The following is a 24,638-nucleotide window of genomic DNA, read 5'->3' on the forward strand; positions in this document are numbered from 1 at the left end:
ATGTTTGGCTCGCTTCAGCGCGGGAGGGGCTGGCGGCCGGGCTCGGGGTTGTCTCGGGCCAGCGCCCGGTACAGGCTGGCCATGTAGCCCAGCAAGATCACCGAAAAGGGCAGGCCGCACAGCACCACCGCGGTCTGCATCGCATTGAAGTTGCCCGCCAGCAGCAACCCCACGCCCAGCATCGTGGTCAGCGACGCCCAGAATACCCGCAGCCAGATGGGCGCATCGTGCCCGGCGTCCGCGTTGCGCGCGGACAGGTTGGCGATCATCAGCGTGCCTGAATCGACCGGCGTCAGGAACAGCATGAACGACATCACCACGCCCACGGCGGCCACCCACTGCGTCAGCGGCAGGTATTCCATCAGCGTGTAGAACGCCATGGGCGGATTGGCCAAGGCCATTTCGCCCAGCCCCGCCGCGCCCTCGTTCATCACCAGATTGATGGCGGTGTTGCCGAAGATGGATAGCCAGGCCAGCGTGAAGCCCAGCGGCACCAGCATCACTCCGAAGATCAATTCCCGTATCCGCCGTCCGCGTGAAATACGGGCGATGAACATGCCGACGAAGGGCGCCCAACCGATCCACCAGGCCCAATAGAAGATGGTCCAGGAACTGGTCCAGCGCACGGCCTTCATGTCGTACAGGTACAGGTCGAACGTCTTGCCCGGAAACGCATTGAGGTAGTCGCCCAGGTTCTGCACCATGCCGTCCAGCAGCAGGCGGGTGGGTCCGGCCAGGAAGACGAACAGCAACAACAGGCACATCAATGCGGTGTTCACGTTGGACAGCACGGCAATGCCGCGCTTGATGCCCAGGGCGGCCGCGCCGGTGGCCACCACCATCATGATGATGACGATGGGCACCTGGGCGGCGGCCGTGTCGGGAACGTTAAGCAGATAGGTCAGGCCCGCGTGCAGCAGCAAGGCGCCCAGGCCCAGGTTGGTGACCATGGAGACTATCGTGGCCAGCACGCCGAAGCCGTCCACCGCATGGCCGACCCCCTTGGGCAAGGGTTTGTCCGACAGCCCCTGCAAGGGCGAACGCAGCGCCAGCGGCTGCTTGTGGCGGTACGCAAAATAGGCAAGCGCGGTGGCGGTCAGGGCATAGAGCGTCCAGCCGTGGATGCCCCAGTGCAGAAAGGTCAGCGTCAGCGCGTTGCGCGCCGCCTCTTGCGTGCCGCCCACGCCGGTGGGCGGCAACAGGAAGTGGTCCAGGGGTTCGTAGACGCCGTAATAGACCAGCGCGATGCCGATGCCGGATGAAAACAGCATCGACACCCAAGACAGATAACTGAATTCCGGGGCCTCGTCGTCATCGCCCAGGCGCAGCGCGCCGTGGCGCGACAGGGCCAGCCATAGGGCAAAGCCCACGCTGATGGTCATGGCCAGCATGTAGTACCAGCCAAAGTGCGATGCCACCAGCAACTGCGCCGCTTGCAGCCATGCCTGCGCGGCATCGGGCTGCCAGATGAGCAGGGCGCCGAACGCCAGGACGGAGACGGCCGCGCTAAGAAAAACGATGGGATTGGTATGCGCCAGCCATGCGCGCCAAGGCGGTGCGCTTGCCGTTGGCTGCGTCGAAGTGGTCCGTTCATGCCGCACCGCTGTCTCCCCGTGTGGTGATGCTGCGTGGTGCTACCGGTGTGATGCTGTTCGCGTTGCTGCCGTCGATGTGTTGCGGGCAATGTGTCTGCCGGCAATGTGTCTGCCGGCAATGTGTCTGCGGCACCTTACCGTTTTTATATTGAACGATCAATCAATATAAATTAGACTCGACCGCACCCGGCGGACAGCTCGTTGCCGTCCTTGCCGTCGCCATCGTCACGTCATCAGGAATCCCCGCGCAACATGCCAAAAGTCGGAATGCAGCCCATTCGTTGCAATCAGCTTATTCAGGCCACGCTTGAATCCATCGATCAGGTCGGCCTGGCGGAAAGCTCCGTCGCGCACATTGCCCGCGCCGCCAAACTGTCCACCGGCATCATCAGCCATTACTTCGGCGACAAGGACGGCTTGCTGGAAGCGTCCATGCGGGAATTGCTGCGCAACCTGCGTGATTCCATTTCGCGCGCGCGCGCCGCTGCCGCGCCCGACGCCCGTGCCCAACTGCGCGCCATCATCGAAGGCAACTTCGTGCCCACGCAGGTTTCGCGCAGCGCGATGCGCGCGTGGCTGACGTTCTGGGCGGCCAGCATGCACCAGCCGCGCCTGGGCCGTTTGCAACGCGCCAATGATCGCCGGCTGCATTCCAACCTGTGCTGCCAATTCCAGCGCGTGCTGCCGCTTGCCCAAGCGCGGGAAGCCGCGCGCGGCCTGGCCGCCATGGTCGACGGGTTGTGGTTGCGCGGTGGTTTGATGGGCGCGGATTTCGCGGGCGAACAAGCGCGCGCCGTCGCTTACGACTATGTAGACCTGCTGCTAGCTCGCAGCCAATTCGTGGGGGAGCCGGCCCTGGGCCCGCCCTCACTTTGACAATAGGACGGACCTCCATGCCTTTGCCCATCCAGCAACTCTACATCCACGGTCGGCGCACCAACGCCATCAGCAGCAAGACCATCACCACGGTGAACCCCGCCAATGGCGCGGTGTTGGCGGAAGTGCAGGTGGCCGCCCGACAGGATATCGACCGCGCGGTGGCCAGCGCGCAAGAAGGGCAAAGGGCATGGGCGGCGCGGTCCCCCGCCCAGCGCGGCCAGGTGCTGCTGCGGGCCGCGCAGCTGCTGCGCGAACGCAATGACGAACTGGCCGAACTGGAAACGCTGGATACCGGCAAGCCGCTGTCGGAAACCCGCACGGTGGACATCGCCACCGGCGTGGACGTCATCGAGTACTACGCGGGCTTGGCGGCTGCCGTGCAAGGCATCCAGGTGCCGCTGCGCGAGTCCAGCTTCTTCTACACGCGGCGTGAACCGTTGGGGGTGATCGCGGGCATCGGCGCATGGAATTATCCGGTTCAGATCGCCATGTGGAAGTCGGCCGCGGCGCTGGCCACGGGTAACGCAATGGTCTTCAAACCCGCCGAAATCACGCCCCTGACGGCGCTGCGGCTTGCCGAAATCTATACCGAAGCCGGCGTGCCCAACGGCGTTTTCAATGTGGTGTTGGGCAGCGGCCGTGACATCGGCGACTGGCTGACCGGGCACCCGGCCGTGGCGAAAGTATCCTTTACGGGCGGCGTGGATACGGGCAAGCGGGTCATGGGGGTGGCGGCGGCATCACTCAAGAGCGTGACGCTGGAACTGGGCGGCAAGTCCGCCTTGATCGTGTTGCCCGACGCTTCCGTCGAACGCGCCGCGGACATCGCCATGATGGCCAATTTCTTCAGCTCGGGGCAGGTGTGCACCAACGGCACGCGCGTCTTCGTGCACCGGTCGCAAAAGGCGGCATTCGAAGCCGCCGTGCTGGAACGCGTGGCACGCATTCGGGTGGGCGACCCCTTCGACCCCCGCACCAACTTCGGCCCGCTGGTCAGCGCCGCGCACATGGACGGCGTGCTGAGCTGGATCGAAATCGGCAAGCGCGAAGGCGCAACCTTGCTGGCCGGCGGTGTGCGCTTGACGGACGGCGTGCTGGCCAAGGGCGCGTACGTGGCCCCCACCGTGTTCACCGACTGCGACGACAGCATGGAAATCGTGCAGGAAGAGATCTTTGGTCCCGTCATGACCATCCTGTCTTTCGATAGCCAGGACGAAGTCGTGCAGCGCGCCAACGACAGCCGCTACGGCTTGGCGGCGGGCGTGGTCAGCAGCGACCTTGCCGCCGCGCACCGCATCGCGCATCGCTTGCAGGCGGGCATTTGCTGGATCAACACGTGGGGCGAATCTCCCGCGCAAATGCCGGTGGGCGGATACAAGCAGTCGGGTCTGGGCCGCGAAAACGGCTTGGACGCGCTGGCGCAATATACGCAAACGAAGTCCGTCCAGGTCGAACTTGGGGAGTTCGCCTCGGTGTTCTGACGGCGCCGTCGCACATCGCACCGGGCGCCGGGCGTGACGCCGGGCCGCCCGCTTTCTGTACGCGTAGGGGGGAAGGGCATGTCGATCAAGCGGGAGTACGACTACATCATCGTGGGCGCGGGATCAGCCGGTAACACGCTGGCCACGCGGCTGACCGAAGACCCGGGCACCACCGTGCTGCTGCTGGAAGCGGGCGGGCAGGATCACCGTTTCGATTTCCGCACACAGATGCCGGCCGCGCTGGCCATGCCGTTGCAAGGCAGGCGCTACAACTGGGGCTACCAGACGGACCCCGAGCCGCACCTGAACGGGCGCCGCCTGGACTGCGGCCGCGGCAAGGGCCTGGGCGGGTCGTCGCTGATCAACGGCATGTGCTACATCCGTGGCAATGCGCTGGACTACGACCATTGGGCGCGCATCGAAGGCCTGGCGCATTGGGATTACCTGTCGTGCCTGCCGTACTTCAAGAAGGCCGAAAGCCGCGACGTTGGCGCCTGCGAATATCACGGTGGCGCCGGGCCCGTCAGCGTCACCACGCCCAAGCTGGACAACAACCCGTTGTTCGACGCCATGATTACGGCGGGCACGCAGGCGGGCTATCCGCATACGCCTGACATGAACGGTTATCGGCAGGAAGGCTTTGGCCCCATGGACCGCACCGTGACCCCGCGCGGGCGTCGCGCCAGCACGGCACGCGGCTATCTGGATCAGGCGCGCGGGCGCGCCAACCTCACCATCGTGACACGGGCGTTGACCGACGTGATCCTGTTTTCGGGCCAGCGCGCCGAAGGCGTGGCCTGGGAACAGCATGGCCAGCAGCACCGCAGCTTTGCCCGCCGCGAGGTGCTGCTGTGCGCGGGCGCCATCGCGTCGCCGCAGATCCTGCAACGGTCAGGCGTGGGCGCGGGCCAGCTGCTGCGCCGCCTGGGCATCGCCGTGCGCCATGAATTGCCCGGCGTGGGCGAAAACCTGCAAGACCACCTGGAGCTTTACGTGCAGGTTGAATGCAAGCAGCCCGTGTCGCTGGCCCCCGCGCTCAGGTTGCGCAATCAGCCGGCGATCGGTGCTGAGTGGTTGTTGATGGGGACGGGCATCGGCGCCAGCAACCAATTCGAAGCCGGCGGTTTCATACGCAGCCACGACGACTTCCCGTGGCCGAACCTGCAATATCACTTCTTGCCGGTGGCCATCAATTACAACGGGTCCAACCCGATCAAGGCACACAGTTTCCAGATGCATGTGGGGTCAATGCGCTCGCCCAGCCGGGGGCGCGTGCACGTACGGTCGCGCTCGCCGCACGACCATCCCAGTATCTTGTTCAACTACATGTCGCACCCGCGGGACTGGCGCGAATTTCGCGCGGCGCTGCGCATCACGCGTGAACTCTTCGCGCAGCCCGCGCTGGCGCAATATGCCGGCCGCGAGATTTCGCCGGGCAATGCCCTGCAAAGCGATGCGGACCTGGATGCCTTTGTGCGCGCGCAAGCCGAGACCGCGTATCACCCGTCGTGCTCGAACAAGATGGGGGCGGTCTCGGACCCGATGGCGGTGGTGGATGGCTATGGGCGCGTGCACGGGCTGCAAAACCTGCGCGTGATCGATGCGTCCATCATGCCGGACATCGTCACGGGCAACCTGAACGCGCCGGTCATCATGATGGCCGAAAAGCTGGCCGACCATCTGCGTGGCCGCGAGCCCCTGGCGCGCGCCAACGTGCCGTACTACACGGCGCAGGGCCCGGCGCGTGGCTAGAATGTGGGCTTGTCCCGCACCGGTTGCCTGATGTGACTCTGTACGACGTACCCGCTCCCGCCAAGCTGAATTTGTTTTTGCACGTGGTGGGCCGCCGCGCTGACGGCTACCACCTGCTGCAAACGGTTTTCCGCTTCATCGACCTTTGCGACACGCTGCATTTCGACGTGCGCGCCGACGGCATCATCAGCCGCGCCACCGAGCTTGCCGGCGTGTCGGAAGCCGACGACCTGACCCTGCGGGCCGCGCATGCTTTGCAGCGCGCCACCGGCACGCGCCAGGGCGTGCGGATCGGCCTTGAAAAACGGATTCCACAGGGGGGCGGGCTGGGCGGCGGTTCCAGCGATGCGGCCACGGTGTTGATCGCCTTGAACAAGCTGTGGAACACGGGCCTCACGCGGCGCCAGCTGATGGACCTGGCCTTGCCGTTGGGCGCCGACGTGCCGGTATTCGTGTTCGGGCAATCCGCTTTTGCGGAAGGCGTGGGCGAAGCACTGACCGCCGTGACGCTGCCCGAACGCGCGTATCTCGTAGCGCAACCTGACACCAGCGTGCCGACTGTAGGAATATTTTCGGCACCCGATTTGACAAGGGATTCTTCTTACATCACAATAGCGGACTTTCTTGCTTCGCCAACTTTTTCCTTCGGGAAAAATGACTTGGAGCCGGTGGTTCACCGTCTTTATCCTGAAGTATTCAGGGCATCGCGGTGGCTTGCAGAACAGGGTTATCCTGTACGCATGTCGGGATCAGGCGCATGTTTATTCGCCGAATTCTCAGAACTTTCCGAAGCCGTTTTGGCGAAAACAGAAATATCCGCTATAATGCGCGGCGCTGTTAAAACAAACAGCACAACGCATCCACGGTTTCGGTTAGTGCAGGCTTGTACTGGTTTAACTGAACATCCGTTGCGGAATTGGATTGCAAGATAGTTGGGGAGTCGCCAAGCTGGTTAAGGCACCGGATTTTGATTCCGGCATGCGAAGGTTCGAATCCTTCCTCCCCAGCCAACCGAATACATAAAAAAGCTGTTGAACACGCCTGTAAGACACTGGCCCGGGTTCAGCAGCTTTTTTATTTTCCGGATTCGCTGGTGTTTCCACCCCGCATCACCTCGTTAGTGTCTTACAACGACCATCGCATCATCCATCATGGCAAACGATAGCTTCATGATCTTCACGGGCACGGCCAACACTCGGCTGGCCGTGGACGTAGTCAACCACCTCGATATGTCCCTGGGCAAGATGACCGTCGGTCGCTTTTCCGACGGCGAGGTGATGGTCGAAATCAACGAGAACGTGCGTGGCAAGGACGTCTTCGTCCTGCAACCCACCTGTGCGCCCACCAATGACAACCTGATGGAAATCATGGTGATGGTTGATGCCCTGCGCCGCGCGTCGGCCGGCCGCATCACCGCCGCGATTCCGTACTTTGGCTATGCCCGCCAAGACCGCCGCCCGCGTTCGGCGCGCGTCGCGATCTCGGCCAAGGTGGTGGCCAACATGCTGCAAGTGGCTGGCGTTGACCGCGTCCTGACGATGGACCTGCACGCTGACCAGATCCAGGGTTTCTTCGACATCCCCGTGGACAACATCTACGCCGGTCCGATCTTGCTGGGCGACATCTGGCGCCGCAATTTCTCGAACCTGGTCGTGGTGTCCCCGGACATCGGCGGCGTGGTTCGCGCCCGCGCGCTGGCCAAGCAGCTGGAAGCCGACCTGGCCATCATCGACAAGCGTCGTCCGCGCGCCAACGTGTCGGAAGTGATGAACATCATCGGTGAAGTCGACGGCCGCACCTGCATCATCATGGACGACATGGTCGACACCGCCGGCACGCTGTGCAAGGCGGCCCAGGCCCTGAAAGACCGCGGCGCCGGCGCCGTTTACGCCTATTGCACGCACCCCGTGCTGTCGGGCGGCGCCATTGACCGCATTGAAGCGTCGGAACTGGACGAACTGGTCGTCACCGACACCATCCCGCTCTCCGAGCAAGGCCAGGCCAGCGGCAAGATCCGCCAGCTGTCGTGCGCCGCGCTGCTGGGCGAGACCATCCTGCGTATCTCGAACGCGGAATCGGTCAGCTCGCTGTTCGTCGACTGACGCGATTCGCGTCGGTCAGGCCGCAGCCTACCCTTAGTTTTTGTACCTTGCTGGTCGCGGCAAGGCGCAATCAACACGGCGCGCATGTTGCGCGCCGTGCCGTTAACTGGTGAAGCCTCTTCACCTTATTTTGTTTTTGGAGTTTTCCATGAAATTCATCGCCACTGCGCGTAGCGTCCAGGGTTCGAGTGCGAGCCGCCGCCTGCGCCGCGCGGGCCGCGTTCCCGCCATTGTCTATGGTGGTACGGCTGCCCCCCTGAACATCGAACTCGACCACAACGAGATCTATCACGCCCTGCGTAAGGAAGAATTCCACGCATCGATCCTGCAAATGCAGCTCGAAGGCTCGAAGGATGAGCAAGTGTTGTTGCGTTCGGTTCAATGGCACGCCTACAAGCCGCAAGTCCTGCACGTGGACTTCCAGCGCGTGGACGCCAACCAAGCTCTGCGTACCAAGGTGCCGCTGCACTTTGTCAACGCCGAAATCTCGCCCGCTGTGAAGCTGGCCGGCGCCATCATCAGCCACGTGACGACCGAACTGGAAATCACCTGCCTGCCGAAGGCTCTGCCCCAGTTCATCGAAGTCGACCTGACCAACATCCTGGCCGGCGCTTCGATCCACCTGGCCGACATCAAGCTGCCCATGGGCGTGACGTACGTGCCCCACGGCGGTGAAGACAACCCGCTGCTGGCTGCCGCCATCGTCAAGGGCGGCGCTGCCGCTGCCGACGAAGCCGAAGAAGCCGCTCCGGCTGCCTAAGTCTGCTGGAAAGCCTTCGGGCTTTCCGCGGCTTGTGCCCGAAACCCTGCGTGTGCATTTGCATGCGCAGGGTTTTTTGGTTTAAACACCCTCCATCATGTCTATTCCCATACGCCTCATTGTGGGATTGGGTAACCCCGGTCCCGACTACGAAACGACCCGGCACAACGCCGGCTTTTGGCTGGCCGACCATCTGGCGGACGATCTGCGCACTTCTTTTGCGCTAGAGAAATCTTTTTTCGGCATGGTCGCCAAGTCGCGCCTGGGGGCGGACAACGTGCTGCTGCTCAAGCCCAACACTTATATGAACAAGTCGGGCCAGGCTGTGGGCGCCCTGGCGCGCTTCTACAAGCTGGCGCCGGAACAGGTGCTGGTGTTGCATGACGAACTGGATCTGCTGCCCGGGCAGGTCAAGCTCAAGCAGGGCGGTGGCCATGCGGGCCACAACGGCCTGAAGGACATCCAGGCCGTGCTGGGCAGCCCGAACTTCTGGCGCCTGCGCATCGGCATCGGCCATCCGCGTACGCTGGGCCTGGCGCAGCAGGTTGCCGACTTTGTGTTGCACCCGCCGCGCCGCGACGAGCAAAAGGAAATCGAAGCCGTCATCGACCGCTGCCGGGCCGTCGTGCCCGCGATGCTGGCGGGCGATTTTCCGTTGGCTACGCGCCAATTGCATAGCGGCAACGTCGCCGGATGAACCACCCCACGCCATCCCAGCCCGTGGCCAAAACCCGCTTCCGAACTGAAGTCGCGGATTTCTGGCGCTACATCCGCCACCCGCGGCCGCTATCGCGCGTGCCGGGCCGCGCGGCGGGCAGTGGATTGCTAGCCGACTGGTGGCCGGGCATACGCCCCGGGCGCCTGTTGGCCTGGGCCGGGCTGCTGTGGGCGCTGAATCTTTTTGCGCTGGGTCCCGTTGCCGTGATGGCCGCCGGCCTGGGGGGCGCCACCCACCGCATCGATCCGACCAACCTGCCGTGGCTCACGGCGGTGATCTGGGCGCCGCTGGTCGAAGAAATGTTGTTCCGCTATGGTCTGCGCCGACCGTTGCAGGTGCTGTGGCTGGTGCCCGCGCTGATGCCGGTCGTGCTGTATGGCCCGAAGCTGTGGACGGGGCTGCTGCTGGCCGCCTTCGTGATCCTGGCGTGCTGGGGCGTGCGTCAACGCGCAACGCTGCTGACGGGCTGGGACACGACGTGGCGGCGCTATTATCTGAAGCACTTTGGCCTGGTGTTCCACCTGGTCGCGCTGACGTTCGCGGCGGTGCATCTGACTAATTTTGTCTACAGCAAGACGCCGTACTGGCTGATGCCGCTGCTGGTGCTGCCGCAGTGGCTGACCGGGCTGGTGCTGGGCTGGATGCGCGTGCGCCGCGGCATCGGCGCGGCCATTCTGCTGCACGCCACGTTCAACGCCGGCCCCATTTTGATGATCTGGGCCGTGATGCGCTGGGCGCCATCCATTGCCCAATAGCGGGGCCGCATCGCCGCGCAGGCGAAACTGCCACGGGGCGCACCCGGGGTAAACTAGAACGTTAACGATCAATACCGTACTTACACAGGATTCCCATGGCTCTGCAATGCGGCATCGTCGGCCTGCCCAACGTTGGCAAATCGACTCTCTTCAATGCTCTGACCCGCGCCGGCATCGCCGCCGAGAACTATCCGTTCTGCACCATCGAGCCCAACGTCGGTGTGGTCGAAGTGCCGGATCCGCGTCTGCAAAAGCTGGCTGAAATCGTCAAGCCCGAGCGCATCCTGTCGGCCACCGTTGAATTCGTGGACATTGCCGGCCTGGTTGCCGGCGCCAGCAAGGGCGAAGGCCTGGGCAACCAGTTCCTGTCGCACATCCGCGAAACCGACGCCATCGTCAACGTCGTGCGCTGCTTCGAAGACCCCAACGTGATCCACGTGGCCGGCAAGATCGACCCCATCGCCGACATCGAAGTCATTGAAACCGAACTGGCACTGGCCGACATGCAAACCGCTGAAAAAGCGCTGCTGCGTCACCAGAAGACCGCCCGTTCCGGCGACAAGGAATCGCAGCGCATCGTGGCCGTGCTGGAAAAGTGCGTGGCCCAGCTGAACGAAGCCAAGCCGATCCGCGCGCTGGATCTCAGCCCCGAAGAACAGGCCGACATCGCCCAACTATGCTTCATCACTGCCAAGCGCGCGATGTACGTGGGCAACGTGGCCGACGACGGCTTCACCAACAACCCGCTGCTTGACCGCCTGACCGAATTTGCCGCCGCGCGCAACGCTCCGGTCGTCGCCATCTGCGCCGCCATCGAATCCGAAATCGTCGACCTGGACGACGCCGACCGCCAGGCCTTCCTGGCCGACATGGGCATGGAAGAGCCGGGCCTGAACCGCCTGATCCGCGCCGCCTTCAAGCTGCTGGGCCTGCAAACCTACTTCACGGCAGGCGTGAAGGAAGTGCGCGCCTGGACGGTGCCCATCGGCGCAACCGCCCCGCAAGCCGCCGGCGTCATCCACACCGACTTTGAACGCGGCTTCATCCGCGCGCAGACGATCGCGTACGAAGACTTCATCACGTACAAGGGCGAGCAAGGCGCCAAGGAAGCCGGCAAGATGCGCGCCGAAGGCAAGGAATACATCGTGCAGGATGGCGATGTGATGAATTTCTTGTTCAACGTCTGATCAAGGTCTGAGGCTCGACGGCGGCATGAGCGATAAGCCCGCATCCCTGATACCCGCGCCTGAAGGTTACGACCACTGGCTGGGCGAGCTGAAGATCCGCATTCATACGGCGCAGCAACGGGCCGCTCAAGCCGTCAACCGAGAGCTGGTACTGCTGTACAGGCAGATCGGTTGCGACATCTTGCAGCGCCAGGCGGAACAAGGCTGGGGTGCCAAAGTCATCGAACGGCTGGCGCATGATCTGCGCACGGCATTCCCGGGAATGAAGGGCTTTTCCCCGCGCAACCTGAAATATATGCGCGCCTTTGCCCAAGCTTGGCCGGACGCGGAATTTGTGCAAGAGGTGCTTGCACAATTACCTTGGTATCACCAATTGGCGCTGCTGGACAAGCTGCCCAGCCCGGAAGGACGTAAGTGGTATGCAGCCAAGGCCATCGAGCATAATTGGTCGCGCAACGTGTTGGTGATGCAGATCGAAACCCGCTTGATGGAGCGCAGCGCCAAGGCGGTGACCAACTTCGAAGCGCGGCTGCCTGCGCCGCAGTCAGACCTTGCCCGCGAATCTCTGAAAGATCCTTACCGTTTCGACTTTCTGGGTCTGACGGACGAGGCGCAGGAGCGGGAAATCGAGGGGGCACTGGTCAGCCACGTCACCGATTTTTTGCTGGAATTGGGCGCGGGCTTCGCCTTTGTCGGCCGCCAGGTGCTGCTGAATGTAGGGGGAGATGAATTCTTCATTGACCTGCTGTTCTACCACCTGAAGCTGCGTTGCTATGTGGTTATCGAACTCAAGGGTGGTGCGTTCAAACCCGAACACCTGGGGCAACTGGGCTTCTATCTGACTGCCATTGACCGTCAGGTAAAAAGCGATCAAGACAACCCGACACTTGGCCTGCTGCTGTGCAAGAGCAAGAACAAGGTCGTCGCTGAATACGCCCTCGGCGACAAATCCCAACCCATGGGTATCGCCGAATACAAGCTGTTGGAATCTCTGCCTGAAGAGCTACAAACCAGCCTGCCTAGCATCGAGCAGATCGAGCGCGAACTGGGCGGTGCGGATAAATAAGCAGCGCGGCCAAGTTCAAGTCCCGCATCAACCCCCGCCTTATCCCCTATCGCCCGCCGCCCTTAGAAAATTCGACTCCAGCACGCTCAGCACCCGGTTCAGCGTGTCCACATCCGCCGCTGACAACCCCTTCAACGCCTCTTCGAAAAACGCTGCCCGTTTAGGCAGCGCTTCGTTCACCACCGCCTGCCCTGTGGCGGTCAGCGTGGCATTGGTCAGCCGGTTGTCCTGGGCATCCACGGCGCGCGAAATCCAGCCCAGCTTCTGCATCGCCTGCAACTGCCGGGTCAATGATGCCGGGTCCAGCCGGCAGCGTTCGGCCAGGTGCTTCTGCGAACACTGGCCGTTTTCATGCAGGGCCAGCAGGATGCGCCAGCGGGGCAGGGCGTGGCCTACCTTGCTGCTGAACGCGCTTTGCATGACGCGGTACGTCTGCCCCATGTGCTGGATGACTTGCAGGCCTTGTTGTTGTCTGGGCAAAAGCTATTCTCCGACGCCGGCGGGCTCCGCCTTGGTGGGGCGGGCCAGTTGCACCAGCGGCACGCGTCGCACGCACCAGAGCGCGAAGATGGCGACGGCCAGCGCGATGAGCTGGCCTTCATGGATGGCGCCCACCAGCGCGACTCGCGCGATCTCGATCAGCGACGTGCCGTCCTGGCCTTGATGCGCCAATTGTGCCAGGAACTGTGTCTGCGCCGCGGGGTTCACCAGCATCTGCGGGTCGTTCAATTCAGGCAGCCATTGCGCCGACGCGCCGCGCAGCGTGGACTCGACGCCGCTGAAATAGCTGTGGCTGACCATGGTGCCCACGACCGCCGTGCCCAGCATGCCGCCGATCATGCGCAGCGACTGCAACAGCGCCGTGGCGATGCCCAGGTGCGTGCGGCCCGCCGTCTGCTGCGCGAACACGGTCAGGTTGGGCATGATAAACCCCATGCCCAGGCCGGCCATCAGCATGTACGCGCCAATCAGCACATGCGACGTGTAGTTGTGCGTGGTGACGATGCCCATACAGGACAGCGCCATCAGCAAAAAGCCCGCATACAGCATGCGGTTGGGGTTGCGGATACGCGTGATGATGCGGCCGTTGATGATGCTGCCCACCGTGATGAAAACGACCATCGGCGTGATCAACAGCCCGGCGTCCTGCGGCGACAGGCCGAAGCCGCCTTGCAGCAGCAAGGGCGCGTAGAACAGCAGCGAATACATCGTTACGCCCACCAGCAGCGCCAGCGTGAACAGCGTGGCCAGGCCGCGATTGCGGAACATGTCCAGCGGCAAGAGCGGATGCGGGCAACGCTTTTCCCACCAGATCAGCAGGCCGAACGCGGCAATGCTGCCCGCGCCCAGCAGCACGATGGGGCCGCTGAACCCTTCCTTGGGCAGCAGCTCGACCAGCAGTTGCAGGCTGCCCAGCGCCAGCGCGATCAGCAGCGCGCCTTGCCAGTCCAGCCGCACTTTGCCGGACGTGTGATTGCGCAGGTGCGGCAGGTAGCGCGATACAAACCACAGGCCCAGGATGCCGATGGGCAGGTTGACGTAGAACACCGATCGCCAGCCATAGTGTTCGGTCAGCGCGCCGCCCAGCGTGGGGCCGACCGCGTTGGCGATGCCGAAGGCAGAACTGAGCATGACCTGCCAGCGCAGGCGCACGTGCGGGTCGGGGAACAGGTCGGGGATAGAGGCGAACGCGGTGCCCACCAGCATGCCGCCGCCGATGCCCTGCAAGGCGCGCGCCAGCACCAGCGTGAGCATGCTGTCGGCCGCGCCGCAGAGCGCTGACGCCAGCGTGAACAGAATGATGGCCGCCACCACAAAGGGCTTGCGGCCGTAATAATCGCCCAGGCGGCCGAAGATCGGCACGGTGATCACCGAGGTCAGCAGGTACGACGTGGCGACCCACGCGTACAGTTCAAAGCCCTTGAGCTCGGCCACGATGGTGGGCAGCGCGGTACCCACCACGGTCTGGTCAATGGCAACCATCATCATGACGAAGCACATGCCCAGCATGGCCAGCAGGGTTTGCCGGAAGGGAAGCACCTGGCCGGGCGAATGCGGGGTGCTGGGAGTGGGGGCGGACATTGTTGGATGTATCAATGATTGATCGATCAATCATTCTAGTCCTACAATCCGCCGGACAGAAAATTGTCAGCTTCAGGGCCGGGCGGACCGGTGCCGTGACCCCACGCCGCCATTAAATACGCCCGTGACTTATCGCGTTTTTGGTGTCATGGTCTGACAAGGCCGCTTTAAGCCGGCCCGATTTGTTACGATAGCGAAATCTGCACGTTGGTGATTCCAACGTCTTCAGCACGCCTTCCTTGGTAGATCCTCTTTTCAAACGCCGCGGCCACAAGCTTCCGGCAGGAGCGAGGACTCGCCCTGAAAGGCAGACAGCTCCAATTGGCGCGTGGGTTTTCCGCCGCTACAGCACCATCCCCGCGCGTTGCGCGGTGGGCGGCATCCAAGAATTTCCAGTCGAGGTACCGACGGGGCAGCAATGAAAACGTGGTTCAAGCGCATTTTGATAGGCCTGGTTGTGTTGGTTGTCGTGGCCGTCGTTGGCCTGGCCATCTTCTTGCTGACATTCGACCCCAACGCGTACAAGTACAAGCTGGAAGAGCTTGTGCAGGAACGCTATCACCGCACATTGACGATCGACGGCGAGATCGAGTTATCGCTCTTTCCGCGCATCGGCTTGTCGGTGCAGGGCGTGTCGCTGTCCGAGCCCAACAGCTCGGACACCTTCGCTTCCATTGAAAGCACGCGCCTGGCGGTTGCCGTCTGGCCCTTGCTGTCCAACAGCTTCGTGGTCGACCACGTGGCCATCAGCGGCTTGAAGGCCCGGGTGGTGCGCGGCAAGGACGGCCAATTCAATTTCAGCAATCTGGTCGGCGGCGCATCCACCGTCACCACCGCGCCGTCCAATCCGGCCGAGGCCCTGGTGGGCGCGGCACAGACCGCCGCGCAAGCCATCACCAGCGGCACCATGCCGCCCTCCCGCAACAACATGCAGATCGATATCGCCGGCCTGGACTTGAAGGACGGCGAAGTGCAGTTGCAGGACGAAATCTCCGGCATGGCGGTGGCGGTTACGAAGATCAACGCCAATACTGGCCGCGTCACGTTCAACCAACCCTTTGATGTGCGCCTGACGGCGCGCGTGGAAGGCGGCAACCCGCGCGTGGACGCCAACCTGACGGGGCAGGCCCTGTTGACGCTGGACCCGTCCGCCAAGCGCTACGCGGCACAAAAACTGGACCTGCGCATGGACGGCAAGCTGCCCGGCGCCGAGGCCAAGAGCCTTGCCGTGCGTGGCAACCTGGCCTTCAACGGCCAGAAATCCGCGCTGGACGTGGCCGGTCTGGAAGTGGTTTTCCAGGGCGACATCACGGACCCGGCGGCGCGCGCCACCAATGTGGAAGCCAGCGTGGCCATGCCCAAGCTGGCGATCGACCCGCACAAGAGCCAGCTGCAAATTGAAAAGCTGGCGGTGCGAGCCAAGGGCGGCTCGGCTGACGGCCCGTTTGAATTCGCCGTGGACGCGCCCGCGCTGAACATTTCGCCTACCTCTGCCACCGGTGAAGCGCTGACTGGCCGCGTGCGCATCAGCGGCCTGGATGCCAGCTTTGGCCTGAACGGCATCAGCGGCAACGCCGCCGAACTCGACATCAAGGAAGCCAAGCTGGACAGCACGTCCAAGAATGGCGACCGCGTCGTGAAGCTGAATTTTGCATCGCCGCTGACTTTGAACCTGTTGCAGCGTAGCGGCGGCTTGTCGGCGCTGCGCGGCGACGTCAATATCACCGACCCGGGCTTGCCCAAGGGCAGCTTGCAGATTCCGGTGATCGGCAGCCTGAACGCCGACCTGCTGAAAGACCAGGCAAGCAGCAAGATCAACGCCGTGCTCGAAGGCGGCAAGTTCGACCTTAGCGCCGACATCACCAAGCTGTCGCAAACGCCTGCGGTGAAGTTTGCGCTGGTGGTGGACACGCTGGACCTGGACAAGCTGGTGCCGCCCGTGGTGGCCGCGCCGCCCAAGCCCCCCGCCGATGGCAAGAAGGATGATTCCAAGCCCGCCGCGCCGCCCGCGCCCGCTGCGCCGGTGGACGACACCATCGACCTGTCCGCGCTGGTTGGTCCCAGCGTCAACGGCACGTTGAAGGTCGGCAAGCTGGTGGTGCGTGGCCTGAAGGCGGATGAAGTGGCCGCCGTGGTCAAGCTTGACAAGGGCAAGCTGGAAATCTCCAGCCTGACCGCCGGTTTGTACGGCGGCAAGTTGGCGGGCGCGTTGTCGGTGGACGCGGCGCAAGGCAACCAGCTGGCCAGCAAGATGTCGCTGGCGGGTATCGCGATCGAACCGCTGTTGATGGACCTGGCCAACCGCAACGTGCTCAGCGGCACGGGCAGCTTGGCGCTGGACTTGAAGACGGCCGGCGCCAATGCCTACGCGATGAAAAGCGCGCTGGGCGGCACGTTGCAGGTGCGCCTGCGCGACGGCGCGGTCAAGGGCATCAACCTGACCCAGACGCTGCGCGAACTGAAGGCGGCCTTCAAGCCGGAATCGCAAGACGAAACCGTGCCCGCCGACACCAGCAAGCAGACCGAGTTTTCAGAAATGGACGCGGACCTTGCCTTCACCAAGGGCGTGGCGGCCGTCAAGCGCCTGAACATCGTGTCGCCGCTGCTGCGCGTGACGCAGGGCGAGCCGGCCAACATCGACTTCGTCAAGAGCGAGCTGGACCTGGTGGCGCGTGCGCGCGTCGTCAATCCGGCGGCCAACCCCGAAGGCCAGGAACTGATCGACCTGAAGGACGTGACGATTCCCGTGCATGTGAAGGGCCCGTTCGACAAGCCCACGTACACGCTGCTGTGGAAAGACGCTATCGGCGCCATCCTCAAGCGCAGCCTGGAAAACAAGCTGCGCGACGCCGTCTCGGGCAAGAACGGCAACGGCAACGGCGCAGCCGTGGACAAGGCCCTGAAAGGACTGCTAGGCAAATGAGCACCGATAGCTTCCAGCCCATCGCGCAATGCGGCGTTACGGCGCAGCCGTCCGCCGCGGCGTATCACCGCCAATGGCTCATCGCCAATGATTCCGGCCAGTGGCTGAACCGCGAACTGTGCCCCCGGCTGGCCGACGTTGCGGTGGAATTGCGCCTGGGTTACCTGGTGTTGAAAGCGCCGGGCATGCTGCGCATGGACATCCCGCTGGACGTTATCGAAGACGACGACAGCGTGCGCTACAGCATGAAGGTGGGCGACCAGACCATCGATGTGATCGACGAAGGGGAACTGGCCGCGGCCTGGATCTCGAACTTCGTGCAGGTGCCGTGCCGGATCATGAAGGTGCACCCCGACACGCCCGTGGCCTCCTGGCCGGACTGAAGGGCCGCCGCGTTTACGGACGCCGCTTGAACTCGAACGCCGCGTGGGCCAGCAGGCCCGCCACCAGGCCCCAGAAGGCCGACCCAATACCCCAGAAACTGAAGCCCGACGCCGTTGCCAGCAAGGTGATGAGCGCGGCTTCGCGTCGTTGCGGGTTGACCATGGCGGCCGACATGCCGCCCATGATCGTGCCCAGCAGGGCCAAGCCCGCCAACGCAGCCAGCAGGGCGGCGGGCAAGGCCTGGAAGAACACGGCCACCGCGCCCGCCACGACGCTCAGGCCCACATAGCCCAAGCCGTAGGTGGCGGCGGCGATGTAGCGCTTGGAAGGGTCGTGATGCGCTTCGGGGCCGGTGCAGATGGCGGCGCTGATCGCGCCCATCGTGACGCTGTGCGCGCCAAACGGTGCGGCCAGCAGGCCCAGAAAGCCCGTGGCGGCCACAATCCGCGAAGCCGGGGGGCGATAGCCCGCCGCCTGCAAAATGGCCAGGCCGGGCAGGTTCTGCGACGCCATGGCGACGACGAACAGCGGAATGCCCAGGCTGACGGCGGCTTGCGCGCTGAACTCCGGCGTGGTCCATACGAATTGCGTCAGGCTCCAGTCCAGCAGGTCCAGCCGGATCATGTCCAGCGCGAAGGCCAGCGCAATGGCGACGATCATCACCAGCAGCACCGCATAGCGCGGCGCCCAGCGTCGGCACAACAGGTACGTGGCGCACATGGCCAGCACCAGGCCGGGCTGGTGCGCGACGTTGCTGAAGATGCCCATGCCGAAGTTAAGCAACACGCCGGCCAGCATGGCGGCGGCGATTTCACCGGGAATGCGGCGCAGAATGGGGTCGATCCAGCCGAACAGGCCACAGGCCAGCGTCAGGCCGGCCGCAAGGATGTAGGCGCCGATGGCTTCGTTGAACGGCACGCCCACCAGCGCGGTCACCAGCAGCGCCGCGCCGGGCGTGGACCACGCCATCACGATGGGCAGGCCGGTGCGCAGGCTGTAGAACGCGCCGCCAAATCCGAATGCCAGGCTGAGTGAACCGATCCACGACCCGATGCGCGCCGCGTCCAGGCCAGCCGCGTGGCCGGCCTGCACCATCAGCACGGCGGTGCCGCCGAAGCTGACCAGCACCGCGACCACGCCGGCGGCAATTGCCGATGCCGAGATATCGCGGCGGGCGTGGTGGGAACCAGGGGGAAGGGGAATGCCGTGCTGCGTGGCGTCGCTCATGCGGCACCGGTCAGGCGGCGGTACTTGGCCATGAGCTGCTCTTGGCCTTCGTTCCACTGAGGGTGCAATTCAATGCACTCTACCGGGCACACCACCTTGCACTGCGGTTCGTCGTGATGGCCGACGCACTCGGTGCATTTGTCGGGGTCGATGACGTAATAGTCATCACCCATGGAGATCGCGTCGTTCGGGCACTGGGGCTCGCAAACGTCGCAATTAATGCATTCTTCGGTGATGAGCAAGGCCATGGTGGGCAACGGTGTAAAGCCGGGGGCGGCTGCCATTGTACTGCCGGCCCGCCCAGCGCAAGAAGGGCGCGAATCGCGCCCTTCGGGATGGTGCCGTGCCGGTGGATCAGCCCGGCCAGGATTGCTCGCGGCGTTCCTTGGCCTTTTCCTGCAACCAGCGTTCCACGGACGGGAACACAAACTTGCTGACGTCACCGCCCAGCTGGGCGATTTCACGCACGATGGTGCCCGAGATGAATTGATATTGGTCCGACGGCGTCATGAACAGGGTTTCGACGTCGGGCAGCAGGTGGCGGTTCATGCCGGCCATCTGGAATTCGTATTCGAAGTCGGACACGGCGCGCAGGCCGCGCACGATGACGCGCCCGTTCTGGTCGCGCACAAAGTCCTTCAGCAGGCCGCCAAAGCTCTGCACTTCCACGTTGGGATAGTGGCCCAGCACTTCGCGCGCGATTTCAACGCGTTCGTCGATGCTGAAGAAAGGCTTCTTGTTGCGGCTGTGGGCGATGCCCACCACGACCTTGTCGAAAAGCGTGGCCGCACGGCGGACCAGGTCTTCGTGGCCGCGGGTCAGCGGGTCGAAAGTGCCGGGATATACAGCGATGATCATGCGAGCTCCGTACCGTTATTAGTGGTGTACACCATCCTCCGAAGCTCGGATTATTGATCTATTTCCGCAATGCAGCAAATTCCAGCAGATGGTAGTGGACCGCCCCTGCCTTGTCCTGCCGCAAGATCTGGAAACCTTCGGGGGCTTCGATGGCCGTTTCCGCCTCGACGTAGACAAGCCCGTGCGGGCTGAGAATACCGGGCAAGATCGGCCACAGGCGCGGCAGCCAACCCTGTCCGAAGGGTGGATCCAACAGGATGAGGTCAAAGCGGGACGCATCCATCCGTTCGGCGACCTGCATGGCGTCGCCCACGTGGATGCGTATCATGTCGGCTTTGAGCTTGTCGCGCAGTGTCCGCAGCGCGGACGCGGCGGTCTTGTCCCGCTCGACCATCTGGACATGCGCCACGCCGCGAGACGCCGCCTCGAAGCCCAGGGCGCCGCTGCCGGCGAACAAGTCCAGTACCTGTTTGTCGGCAAATTCGCCGGCCCAGAGATGATTCAACCAGTTGAACAGCGTTTCGCGAACCCGGTCGGGCGTGGGGCGCAGCGTCTCCACGTCAGGAACGGCGATGGGGGTGCGCCTGTATTGGCCCCCGACGATACGAATATACTTGTGACCCATGTTTAGCCGCTTCTTCAAGAAAAAAAACCCTCCGCCCGCCGCGCCGGCCCAGCCCGCGCCGCCGCCGGAGGTCGTGGACGCCCCCGTAGCGCCCACGGAGCCCGTTGCCGCGCCAGTCAGCCCGACGCCAGTGAGCCCGGCGCCCGTCAGCCCGGCGCCCGTCAGCCCGGCGCCCGCGCCGATTCCCGCGCCGATTCCCGCGCCGGGTACCGCGCCTGCGCCTGCCGCGCCGTCGCCGCAGATTACGCCCCCGGTATCGCCCGCGGCGCCTACGGTGGCAACGCCGGCTGTCCCGAGCGCGCCGGCTGTGTCGTCTACACCGGCTACACCGCCAGCGCCCGCGCCTGCCGCCGAATCCGTGCGTGCACCGTTGCCGATGTCGGCGCCGACGGTATCGTCCGCGCCTGCACCGGCTGCCGCGCCTCAGACCCCTTCGGCATTCGCGCCTGCGCCCGCAACGGCGCCTTCCGCCGCACCAGTCCCGGCACCAGCACCAGCACCAGCCCCGGCACCAGCCCCGGCACCAGCACCAGCACCAGCCCCGGCGCCAGCCCCGGCACCAGCCGCCGCGCCAGCGTCGGTTGTGCCGCCCGCGCCGATCGTAACGCCTGCACCGGCGCCCGAGTCGACGCCGACGCCCGCACCCGCACCGGCACCCGCACCCGCACCCACTCCCACCCCCGAAGCGCCCAGGAAATCTTCCTGGCTGTCGCGCTTGAAGCAGGGCTTGTCGCGTACGGGTCAGAGCATTGGTGGCATTTTCGTCGGTGTGAAGGTCGATGAAAACCTGTTCGAGGAACTCGAATCGGCGCTCATTATGGCCGATGCGGGCCTGGAGGCCACCGAGAAGCTGTTGACCGCGCTGCGTGCGCGGGTCAAGAAAGAACGCATCGAAGACCCCGCCAAGGTCAAGGCCGCGCTGCGACAGTTGCTGGCCGACCACCTGCGCCCGCTGGAGCGCGGCTTCAACCTGACCAGCGCCAAGCCGCTGGTGGTGATGATTGCCGGCGTGAACGGCGCCGGCAAAACCACGTCTATCGGCAAGCTGGCGCACACGTTCCAGCGCCAGGGCGCCAGCGTGTTGCTGGCGGCGGGCGACACCTTCCGCGCGGCCGCGCGCGAACAATTGGTGGAATGGGGCAGCCGCAACAACGTCAGCGTTATTTCGCAAGAGGGGGGCGACCCGGCTGCCGTGGCCTTTGACGCCGTCAACGCCGGCCGCGCGCGCGGCATGGGCGTGGTCATGGTGGACACGGCGGGTCGCCTGCCCACGCAGCTGCACCTGATGGAAGAACTGAAAAAGATCCGTCGCGTCATCGGCAAGGCGGATGCATCGGCGCCGCACGAAGTGCTGCTGGTGGTGGACGGCAACACGGGCCAGAACGCCTTGGCGCAGATTCGCGCCTTTGATGCCGCCATCAACCTGACCGGCCTGGTCGTGACCAAGCTGGACGGCACCGCCAAGGGCGGCACGCTGGCCGCCGTGGCGGCGGGCAGCCAGGGCGTGCGTCCGATTCCGGTGTACTGGATCGGCGTGGGCGAAAGCCTGGAAGACCTGCAACCCTTCGTCGCGGACGAATTCGCGGGCGCCTTGCTGGCGGATTGATCCGGCACTGACCCGGCAGCCGATCGCTGGCCCACCGGGCCGCAAAACGGGACGACGCCCCAGGCGCCGTCCCGTTTTGGTTATCAGCTGTCCAGCTGCCCCATCGCCGGGTCGCTGATGCCGTGCTTGCCCGTTTCCATGCGGCCCGCAAAGCGCCGCTTGAATGCCGGGTAGGTGTTGCAGCCCACCGTGAAGTCGTACCACTGGCCGCTGCTGGTGACCGGCCAGCTCAGTTCGCCGACCTGTCCCGCCGCCACCGATGCCGTCCACGGGCCATCGTTGCGGTAGGCCATGGCTTGCACCGTGAAGACGCAGTCCTGCGTGCCGTTGTTGTGCAGTTTGACCTGCACCTGGGCGTCGTCGCACGGCACGTAGCAAACCTGGATTTCGGGCTGTGCGCCCGCCGCGCGCATCAAGTCGCCCGCGAATGAACGGTGGTAGCCGTTGGGACCCAGCACCCACAAGTCGTACTGGCCGCTGTCGCCCGACACGTCCCAGACGTCATCCAGCGATTTGCCCGCTTCGACCACGTAGCGGCGCGGAATGCGGTCCAGGTGCAGCTTGTCGTACACATGAAAGACGGCTGCCGTTTGCGCACCGCTTGCGTTGGCGAACAGCAACTGCACGCGGTTCTCGCGGGCTTGCTCGCGCGCGCTGGTGTGTAGCTCGTACGGCAGCGCGCGCGACGGGCGCGTGCCCGAGGCCTGGGGGGCCAGCGTTTGCTGCGTGGGGATGGCGATGGCCGGCTGCGCTTCCTGCCAGGTCGTCAGCCCGTCGGCGTCCGTCTTGGTCGTGCGGCCCGACAGGGTCGGCAGGCGGGCGCTGTTGGGCGACACGAAGTCCAGCGTGGTGGTCAGGTCGCCGCACACGGCACGGCGGAACGCGCTGATGTTGGGTTCCACGACGCCAAAGCGCTGTTCCAGAAAGCGCAGCGCGGAGGTGTGGTCGAACACCTGCGAATTGACCCAGCCGCCCCGGCTCCACGGTGAAATCACCCACATCGGCACGCGCATGCCCGGGCCGAACGGCTTGCCGTCGGCGGTCAGCTGCTTGGGCGTGGCGGGCGGATAGGTGAAGTATTCAAACGCCATCTGCGCGTCGGTCAGCGTGGACTTGCCGGCCAGCGTGCCATCGTCGTTGCGCGACGGCGCCGACGGTGTGGGCATATGGTCGAAGAAGCCGTCGTTCTCGTCGTAGGTCACCAGGAACACCGTCTTGCTCCAGACCTCGGGCGACTGCGTCAGCGCGTCCAGCGCGGCCTGGATGTACCACGCGCCCTTGGCGGGGCTGGAGGGGCCGGGGTGCTCGCTGTAGGCGGCCGGTGGGATGATCCAAGACACTTCGGGCAGCGTGCCGTTCGCGACGTCGTCGCGCAGGCTTTGCAGGAAGCCGCCGTCGGCCATCGTGTTGCCAAAGCCCTTGGCAAGCGGGCTGTACTGGTCGTCGATGGCCGGGTTGTACGCGGGGCCGCCCTGGTTGGTGACGCGGCGGTCCGCCGGCATTTTTTCGATCTCGGCGCGCCAGTGCCGAAAGCTCATCATCTCGTTGCAGCCGAAGTTGTCGGGGATGTTCTGGTAGACCTTCCAGCTGACGCCGGCCGCTTGCAGGCGGTCGGCATAGGTGGTCCACGTCCAGCCTTCGGTGGACGGGCCCACGTCGGCGCCGTCGTTCCATTCGTTCATCACTACCGACACGTTGTCGCCCGAGGGGCCATTGGTGCCGGTCCAGAAAAACAGGCGGTTCGGGATGGTGCCGGCGTGCATCGAACAGTGGTAGTTGTCGCACAGCGTGAAGGCGTCGGCCAGCGCGCGGTGGAACGGCACTTCGGCGGTTTCGTAATAACCCATGGATAGCGGTTGCTTGGCGCTGGGCCACTTGTTCATGCGGCCGTGGTCCCACGCCGCCTGGCAGTTGGGCCACGAGTGCGGCGTGCTGCCGGCGCGTTGCGCGTTGCCCTGCGCCGCGTCCAGGTGGTAGGGCAATTCTTCGGTGCCGTCGCTGCGCGTCTGGTGGAATACCGATTTGCCGTTGGCCAGCGGAATGGGAAAGCGGTCGCCAAAACCGCGCACGCCGGGGAAGGTGCCGAAGTAGCCGTCGAAGGAACGGTTTTCCAGCATCAGCATCACAACGTGCTTCACGTCCTGAATCGTGCCGGTGGCGTTGCTGGCTTCAATGGCGAGCGCCCGGCGGATGCTGGGCGGGAACATCGACAGTGCGCTGACCGCGGCGGTGGCGCCCACGGTGGTCTTGAAGAACTTTCGTTTGGATGCGTCGAACGTCATTGGCTTGTCTGTCCTGGTGATCGATGGGAAACGGGCTCAAGGCGCGCAGTGCACCGCGCACGCGGCCGGGGGCGCGGGCGGGGTGGGCGTCGTGGTGGGCGGGGCGGGAGCCGGTTCGTCAGAGTCGTTGTCGTCACCGCCGCAAGCGGACAGCGCGAACACCAGCGACAAGGCGCATAAGGCCGCAAGGCCTCGTCTTGCATGGGCGAGCAAGGGGGATTGGGTTTCCATGGTTCGGTCGTTGTGGATGGGCTGACGGCCCGCAAGGGCCGTCGTGCCGTCACACAGGACGAATGTCGGGCGGGATGCTGCGGGCCACGAATGCACCCGGCGCGGGGCGGCCGGGCGACAGCGAT

23 protein-coding genes and 1 tRNA gene are annotated in these 24,638 nt (G+C 64.5%); 14 read left to right on the top strand and 10 right to left on the bottom strand.

All coding sequences use genetic code 11. The features are described 5' to 3' along the window. Positions 1-14 precede the first annotated feature (14 nt). Positions 15-1,601, bottom strand: a complete 1,587-nt coding sequence (locus tag V6F88_RS17030; protein WP_332610927.1) for a BCCT family transporter — start codon at positions 1,599-1,601, stop codon at positions 15-17. A 246-nt stretch (positions 1,602-1,847) separates the two neighbouring features. Between V6F88_RS17030 and betI the strand changes: the two genes are divergently transcribed. The 11 genes from betI to V6F88_RS17085 all read left to right on the top strand — a co-directional run bounded on the left by betI (position 1,848) and on the right by V6F88_RS17085 (position 12,295). Further along, positions 1,848-2,471 (top strand): transcriptional regulator BetI, encoded by a 624-nt coding sequence (gene betI / locus V6F88_RS17035; RefSeq protein WP_332610928.1) that lies wholly within the window; start codon positions 1,848-1,850, stop codon positions 2,469-2,471. 17 nt (positions 2,472-2,488) lie between these two features. Further along, on the top strand, positions 2,489-3,955 hold the full coding sequence (gene betB, locus V6F88_RS17040) for a betaine-aldehyde dehydrogenase (protein ID WP_332610929.1): 1,467 nt from the start codon (positions 2,489-2,491) through the stop codon (positions 3,953-3,955). A gap of 78 nt (positions 3,956-4,033) precedes the next feature. Then, positions 4,034-5,707 (top strand): choline dehydrogenase, encoded by a 1,674-nt coding sequence (gene betA / locus V6F88_RS17045; RefSeq protein ID WP_332610930.1) that lies wholly within the window; start codon positions 4,034-4,036, stop codon positions 5,705-5,707. A gap of 32 nt (positions 5,708-5,739) precedes the next feature. After that, positions 5,740-6,639 (top strand): 4-(cytidine 5'-diphospho)-2-C-methyl-D-erythritol kinase, encoded by a 900-nt coding sequence (gene ispE, locus V6F88_RS17050; protein WP_332610932.1) that lies wholly within the window; start codon positions 5,740-5,742, stop codon positions 6,637-6,639. A 1-nt stretch (position 6,640) separates the two neighbouring features. Next, positions 6,641-6,717: transfer RNA gene (locus V6F88_RS17055), tRNA-Gln, on the top strand. A 141-nt stretch (positions 6,718-6,858) separates the two neighbouring features. After that, positions 6,859-7,809 carry a ribose-phosphate pyrophosphokinase gene (locus tag V6F88_RS17060; RefSeq protein WP_006227587.1) on the top strand — a complete coding sequence of 317 codons (951 nt, stop codon included), beginning with the start codon at positions 6,859-6,861 and terminating at the stop codon, positions 7,807-7,809. Between the two features lie 148 nt (positions 7,810-7,957). Continuing rightward, positions 7,958-8,569, top strand: a complete 612-nt coding sequence (locus tag V6F88_RS17065; protein ID WP_046805051.1) for a 50S ribosomal protein L25/general stress protein Ctc — start codon at positions 7,958-7,960, stop codon at positions 8,567-8,569. 97 nt (positions 8,570-8,666) lie between these two features. Continuing rightward, positions 8,667-9,266, top strand: a complete 600-nt coding sequence (gene pth / locus V6F88_RS17070) for an aminoacyl-tRNA hydrolase (RefSeq protein ID WP_332610934.1) — start codon at positions 8,667-8,669, stop codon at positions 9,264-9,266. After that, a complete protein-coding gene (locus tag V6F88_RS17075) occupies positions 9,263-10,042 on the top strand; it encodes a CPBP family glutamic-type intramembrane protease (protein ID WP_332610936.1) in 780 nt (259 codons plus the stop codon). The genes pth and V6F88_RS17075 overlap by 4 nt, the downstream gene beginning before the upstream one ends. A 95-nt stretch (positions 10,043-10,137) precedes the next feature. Next, a complete protein-coding gene (gene ychF, locus V6F88_RS17080; protein WP_332610938.1) occupies positions 10,138-11,229 on the top strand; it encodes a redox-regulated ATPase YchF in 1,092 nt (363 codons plus the stop codon). 25 nt (positions 11,230-11,254) lie between these two features. Next, positions 11,255-12,295: a PDDEXK nuclease domain-containing protein gene (locus tag V6F88_RS17085; protein ID WP_332610939.1), complete on the top strand. Its 1,041-nt coding sequence runs from the start codon at positions 11,255-11,257 to the stop codon at positions 12,293-12,295. Positions 12,296-12,334: 39 nt separating this feature from the next. Here the strand turns inward: V6F88_RS17085 and V6F88_RS17090 are convergent, their stop codons facing one another. Both V6F88_RS17090 and V6F88_RS17095 read right to left on the bottom strand, forming a co-directional pair. Beyond that, positions 12,335-12,775 carry a MarR family winged helix-turn-helix transcriptional regulator gene (locus tag V6F88_RS17090; RefSeq protein WP_314355582.1) on the bottom strand — a complete coding sequence of 147 codons (441 nt, stop codon included), beginning with the start codon at positions 12,773-12,775 and terminating at the stop codon, positions 12,335-12,337. 3 nt (positions 12,776-12,778) lie between these two features. Continuing rightward, positions 12,779-14,377 carry an MDR family MFS transporter gene (locus V6F88_RS17095; RefSeq protein ID WP_332610940.1) on the bottom strand — a complete coding sequence of 533 codons (1,599 nt, stop codon included), beginning with the start codon at positions 14,375-14,377 and terminating at the stop codon, positions 12,779-12,781. 418 nt (positions 14,378-14,795) lie between these two features. On the opposite strand from V6F88_RS17095, the gene V6F88_RS17100 reads away from it, so the two are divergent. Then, positions 14,796-17,300 (top strand): AsmA family protein, encoded by a 2,505-nt coding sequence (locus tag V6F88_RS17100; RefSeq protein WP_332610941.1) that lies wholly within the window; start codon positions 14,796-14,798, stop codon positions 17,298-17,300. Continuing rightward, positions 17,297-17,683, top strand: coding sequence for an MOSC N-terminal beta barrel domain-containing protein (locus V6F88_RS17105; RefSeq protein WP_332610942.1), 387 nt, complete (start codon positions 17,297-17,299; stop codon positions 17,681-17,683). The genes V6F88_RS17100 and V6F88_RS17105 overlap by 4 nt, the downstream gene beginning before the upstream one ends. Positions 17,684-17,696: 13 nt before the next feature. On the opposite strand, the gene V6F88_RS17110 is transcribed toward V6F88_RS17105, so the two are convergent. The 5 genes from V6F88_RS17110 to V6F88_RS17130 form a co-directional block, all read right to left on the bottom strand. Next, positions 17,697-18,911, bottom strand: a complete 1,215-nt coding sequence (locus tag V6F88_RS17110; protein WP_332610944.1) for a benzoate/H(+) symporter BenE family transporter — start codon at positions 18,909-18,911, stop codon at positions 17,697-17,699. After that, positions 18,908-19,159 (bottom strand): YfhL family 4Fe-4S dicluster ferredoxin, encoded by a 252-nt coding sequence (locus V6F88_RS17115; RefSeq protein WP_006221659.1) that lies wholly within the window; start codon positions 19,157-19,159, stop codon positions 18,908-18,910. The genes V6F88_RS17110 and V6F88_RS17115 overlap by 4 nt, the downstream gene beginning before the upstream one ends. Before the next feature lie 106 nt (positions 19,160-19,265). Next, on the bottom strand, positions 19,266-19,769 hold the full coding sequence (gene coaD / locus V6F88_RS17120; RefSeq protein ID WP_046807920.1) for a pantetheine-phosphate adenylyltransferase: 504 nt from the start codon (positions 19,767-19,769) through the stop codon (positions 19,266-19,268). A gap of 58 nt (positions 19,770-19,827) precedes the next feature. Continuing rightward, a complete protein-coding gene (gene rsmD / locus V6F88_RS17125; protein WP_046807919.1) occupies positions 19,828-20,394 on the bottom strand; it encodes a 16S rRNA (guanine(966)-N(2))-methyltransferase RsmD in 567 nt (188 codons plus the stop codon). Positions 20,395-20,717: 323 nt separating this feature from the next. After that, on the bottom strand, positions 20,718-21,056 hold the full coding sequence (locus V6F88_RS17130) for a hypothetical protein (protein WP_332611452.1): 339 nt from the start codon (positions 21,054-21,056) through the stop codon (positions 20,718-20,720). Between V6F88_RS17130 and ftsY the strand changes: the two genes are divergently transcribed. Beyond that, complete coding sequence (gene ftsY / locus V6F88_RS17135; protein WP_332610945.1) at positions 20,978-22,000, top strand: signal recognition particle-docking protein FtsY; 1,023 nt, start codon at positions 20,978-20,980, stop codon at positions 21,998-22,000. The genes V6F88_RS17130 and ftsY overlap by 79 nt on opposite strands. Positions 22,001-22,083: 83 nt before the next feature. Here the strand turns inward: ftsY and V6F88_RS17140 are convergent, their stop codons facing one another. Continuing rightward, on the bottom strand, positions 22,084-24,282 hold the full coding sequence (locus V6F88_RS17140) for a phosphocholine-specific phospholipase C (RefSeq protein ID WP_332610946.1): 2,199 nt from the start codon (positions 24,280-24,282) through the stop codon (positions 22,084-22,086). A 36-nt stretch (positions 24,283-24,318) separates the two neighbouring features. Then, complete coding sequence (locus V6F88_RS17145; protein ID WP_104141982.1) at positions 24,319-24,513, bottom strand: hypothetical protein; 195 nt, start codon at positions 24,511-24,513, stop codon at positions 24,319-24,321. Positions 24,514-24,638 lie beyond the last annotated feature (125 nt).

Source organism: Achromobacter sp. ESBL13 (genome assembly GCF_036668755.1).
In the GTDB taxonomy this organism is placed as follows: Bacteria; Pseudomonadota; Gammaproteobacteria; order Burkholderiales; family Burkholderiaceae_B; genus Achromobacter.